Here is a 3,355-nt window from a genome sequence, read left to right on the forward strand (position 1 = left end):
CATGAGCAACCCACAAGTCGAACTCCACATTGCCGGCTACGGCGTCATCACCCTCGAGCTGGACCAGGCCAAGGCGCCCAAATCGGTCGCCAACTTCCTGAGCTACGTCAACAAGGGCCATTACAACAACACCATTTTTCACCGCGTGATTCCCGGCTTCATGGTGCAGGGCGGTGGCTTCGAGCCCGGCATGAAGCAAAAACCCACCGATGCCGAAATCGAAAACGAGGCCAACAACGGTCTGAAGAATGACAACTACACCGTTGCCATGGCGCGCACCAACGCACCCCACTCCGCCACCGCCCAGTTTTTCATCAACGTGGCCGACAACGGCTTTTTGAACCACACCGCGCCCAGCGCGTCGGGCTGGGGTTATGCGGTGTTTGGCAAAGTGGTGGCTGGCACCGAAGTGGTCGACCAGATCAAGGCGGTGAAAACCGGCCGCAAGGGCTTTCATGACGACGTGCCGCAAACCGACGTGGTGATCGAAAAAGCCGTGGCACTCTAAACCACAGCCTGTTGCCGGCCATGACTGCGACCGTGCCCCCCATAGCGGAACTCAATGCGCCGCCCTCCTGGCGCACGGTCGACTTCATTTCAGACCTGCATTTGCAGGCCGCCGAGCCGGCCACCTTCCAGGCGTGGCAGCACTACATGGAGAGCACGCCGGCCGACGCGGTGTTCATCCTGGGCGACCTGTTTGAGGTCTGGGTTGGCGATGACGCGGTCGGCGCCGATCTGCCGCCGGCCCCCCAGGCCTGCTTCGAGGCACGCTGCGCCCGCCTGCTGGGCCAGACTGCCGGGCGGCTGGATGTGTTTTTCATGCACGGCAACCGCGATTTTCTGGTGGGCCAAACACTGGTCGGTGAAAGCTTGATGGACCTGTGCCACATCACCTTGCTGGGCGACCCCACCGTGCTGGCCTTCGCCGGCCAGCGCTGGCTGCTGTCCCACGGCGACGCACTGTGCCTGGACGACGTGGACTACATGCAGTTTCGCCAGCAGGTGCGCAGCAGCGCCTGGCAGCAGGCCTTTCTGGCCAAACCTTTGCCTGAGCGCCAGGCGATTGCGCGCGGCCTGCGGCAACAAAGCGAAGCACGAAAAAAATCCGGGGTCAGCTACGCTGACGTGGACACTCCAGCGGCCCGCCAATGGCTGGCAGCGGCCAAGGCGCGCACCCTGATTCACGGCCACACCCACAAACCGGCCGAGCATGACCTCGGCGATGGCTGCTCGCGCGTGGTGCTCAGCGACTGGGATGCCGGCGCCCCGGTGCCGCGCGCCGACGTGCTGCGCCTGTCGGCCAGCGGCTTGCAGCGCATTGCGCTGCTCTAGTACGGCAACCCGCCCCCCTTTTTTCTATTTATGCTGAATTGGTTGCGCACAGGGCTTGAGCGCTGGCTAGGGAGCCCCGACACGATTCCTGACACCCTGTGGCAGCACACCTTGGCGCACTACCCGTTTCTGGCGCAGCGCCCGGCAACTGAGCGCTTGCAGTTGCGCGCGCTGGCCAGCCGGTTTCTGACACACAAAGAATTCAGCGGCGCGCACGACCTTATCGTCACCGACGAAATGGCCGTCGCCATTGCGGCGCAGGCCTGCCTGCCGGTACTGCACCTGGGGCTGAAGTACTACGACGACTTCAAGGGCATCGTGGTCCACCCCGGCGCCATGCTGGCGCGCCGCGAGGTGACTGATGCGGCAGGCGTGGTGCACCGCTACAGCGAGGTGCTGGCAGGCGAAGCCATGGAGCGCGGCCCGGTGACCCTGAGCTGGCAGGATGTGGCGGCGGCTGGCCAGTTGGCACCCCGGGGCTACAACGTCGTGATTCACGAATTCATCCACAAGATCGACATGCGCGATGGTGCGGCCAACGGCTGCCCGCCCCTGCCCTCACGCGCCGCCCGCGCCGCGTGGCAGGCCGTGATGCAGCCCGCCTACGAGGCTTTTTGCGAGAAAGTGGCCATGGCCGAGCGCTTTGGCGGCGCGCCGCCCTGGCTGGACGCCTACGGCGCGACCTCACCCGCCGAGTTTTTTGCCGTGGCTTGCGAGGCCTATTTTGTAAACCGGCCGCGCTTTGCGCAGGACTTTGCGGCGCTGGCCGGTTTGTTCGATGAATACTTCAAGCGAAACAAGCCTCCAGCCCAATAAGAACGGGCGCAAGCAGCTATTTATTTGATAGCATTTGCGCCGCATGTCGCTGCAGATTCAGCGCCAGCAGGCGCTTGAGGATTGCTGAGCGCCAGGCTGTAGGTGAGCAGCTGCTTGAGCGCGGCGTCCAGGTTTTTGCCGGGGGCCTTGTTTTCCCAAGCGAAGTGGTCGCGCTTGAACACGTCCGCATAAGCACGCGCTTCACCCAAGACTAACGTGTCCTGCTCAAAGATGTAGTCACCGTGACTGCCGGGCGTCGGCACACCCAGCAACGCGCACAGGTCCATGAAGTGGGGTTGTGCACCTTGTCGCTCGTTGAGCTTGAAAGCCGGGCCGCCTAGGCCCCATTTTTGAATGAAAGCTTGGGGCGTCATGGGTTTCAGTAGCCTCGCAGCAGCATGTCGAGCGCGGTTTCAATATCGAGTCCTCGAGCTTGGGCAGACGCTATGCTGACACGCAGTTCATCGACATAAAAGACGCTGATACCTAAGGGGTGCAGGCGCAACGATTCACCGGCCACCTCAATCGTTGGGTTAAAGCGTTCCGTCAATCCGGGCACTGCCTGTGGGCGGACCAGAGGCACACACACTCGTTCTGTGAACTGATAAAGCAGATCGCTTTGTATTTGAAGCACAAAGGGAAACTCGGGGCGGTCTTCGGCAATGGGGTTGGGATAGATGTCGAATCGGGCCATGAGTGTGACGAACAGGAGTGAAACGGATTGCAGCTGCCGATCAAGGCTCAGGTTGCTGTGGTGGTGGGCTTGTCCGTTTGTGATTGCCGCCAGCGCCGTACACGCAGGGCATAAGGCTCGCGTGTGCTGGTCCAGGCGTTGTACTGCGCGATCTCGGCAGCATGGTCAGCAACCCACTGCTGATTTTCTGCAGTGGAGGCGGCATCCGCCGGGGTACGACCAGGCGCTTTGACCGCATAAGTAGCGACGTTTTCCTGCACCTGTGGCGCTGCGGGCACAACTTTCATGGGCAATAACTCCACCCGACCATCCTGATGGAAAACAGCATCGTAAAGCTGCCCTGCAAACTTTTTACCCAACGATATCTGGCCGCTGGCGCCGACTTCTTTGAGCATGATGGCTCCTTGCTATGACTTCATGCCATCATGCCGCATGAAATTTGAAGCGTCAAGCCAAATGCCAAGTCGGGGTTTGAGCTGAGCCAGCCAAGCCCGAAGAACCCTTCGATAC

6 protein-coding genes are annotated in these 3,355 nt (G+C 61.5%); 3 read left to right on the forward strand and 3 right to left on the reverse strand.

The genetic code is table 11. The annotated features are described in order from the left end of the window. Position 1 precedes the first annotated feature (1 nt). Genes V6M61_RS13760 through V6M61_RS13770 form a run of 3 tightly spaced genes read left to right on the forward strand, consistent with a single transcriptional unit; the run spans position 2 to position 2,151 of the window. Positions 2-508, forward strand: coding sequence for a peptidylprolyl isomerase (locus tag V6M61_RS13760; protein ID WP_332777143.1), 507 nt, complete (start codon positions 2-4; stop codon positions 506-508). A gap of 20 nt (positions 509-528) precedes the next feature. Beyond that, the gene (locus V6M61_RS13765; RefSeq protein WP_332777144.1) at positions 529-1,335 is read left to right on the forward strand and encodes a UDP-2,3-diacylglucosamine diphosphatase; all 807 of its coding nucleotides are present in this window, start codon (positions 529-531) and stop codon (positions 1,333-1,335) included. 30 nt (positions 1,336-1,365) lie between these two features. Continuing rightward, positions 1,366-2,151, forward strand: coding sequence for a zinc-dependent peptidase (locus V6M61_RS13770; protein WP_332777145.1), 786 nt, complete (start codon positions 1,366-1,368; stop codon positions 2,149-2,151). 20 nt (positions 2,152-2,171) lie between these two features. On the opposite strand, the gene V6M61_RS13775 is transcribed toward V6M61_RS13770, so the two are convergent. Genes V6M61_RS13775 through V6M61_RS13785 form a run of 3 tightly spaced genes read right to left on the reverse strand, consistent with a single transcriptional unit; the run spans position 2,172 to position 3,240 of the window. Next, a complete protein-coding gene (locus V6M61_RS13775) occupies positions 2,172-2,525 on the reverse strand; it encodes a hypothetical protein (RefSeq protein ID WP_332777146.1) in 354 nt (117 codons plus the stop codon). Between the two features lie 5 nt (positions 2,526-2,530). Further along, positions 2,531-2,845, reverse strand: coding sequence for a CcdB family protein (locus tag V6M61_RS13780; RefSeq protein ID WP_332777147.1), 315 nt, complete (start codon positions 2,843-2,845; stop codon positions 2,531-2,533). 47 nt (positions 2,846-2,892) lie between these two features. Continuing rightward, a complete protein-coding gene (locus V6M61_RS13785) occupies positions 2,893-3,240 on the reverse strand; it encodes a hypothetical protein (protein WP_332777148.1) in 348 nt (115 codons plus the stop codon). Positions 3,241-3,355 lie beyond the last annotated feature (115 nt).

The organism is Polaromonas sp. (assembly GCF_036676035.1).
Lineage (GTDB): Bacteria > Pseudomonadota > Gammaproteobacteria > Burkholderiales > Burkholderiaceae_C > Polaromonas.

What these genes read in the sequence shown, in the direction of transcription:
- V6M61_RS13765 (WP_332777144.1), top strand. Translation starts at nt 529, where the DNA reads ATGACTGCGACCGTGCCCCCCATAGCGGAACTCAATGCGCCGCCCTCC.
- V6M61_RS13760 (WP_332777143.1), top strand. Translation starts at nt 2, where the DNA reads ATGAGCAACCCACAAGTCGAACTCCACATTGCCGGCTACGGCGTCATC.
- V6M61_RS13770 (WP_332777145.1), top strand. Translation starts at nt 1,366, where the DNA reads ATGCTGAATTGGTTGCGCACAGGGCTTGAGCGCTGGCTAGGGAGCCCC.
- V6M61_RS13785 (WP_332777148.1), bottom strand. Translation starts at nt 3,240, where the DNA reads ATGCTCAAAGAAGTCGGCGCCAGCGGCCAGATATCGTTGGGTAAAAAG.
- V6M61_RS13775 (WP_332777146.1), bottom strand. Translation starts at nt 2,525, where the DNA reads ATGACGCCCCAAGCTTTCATTCAAAAATGGGGCCTAGGCGGCCCGGCT.
- V6M61_RS13780 (WP_332777147.1), bottom strand. Translation starts at nt 2,845, where the DNA reads ATGGCCCGATTCGACATCTATCCCAACCCCATTGCCGAAGACCGCCCC.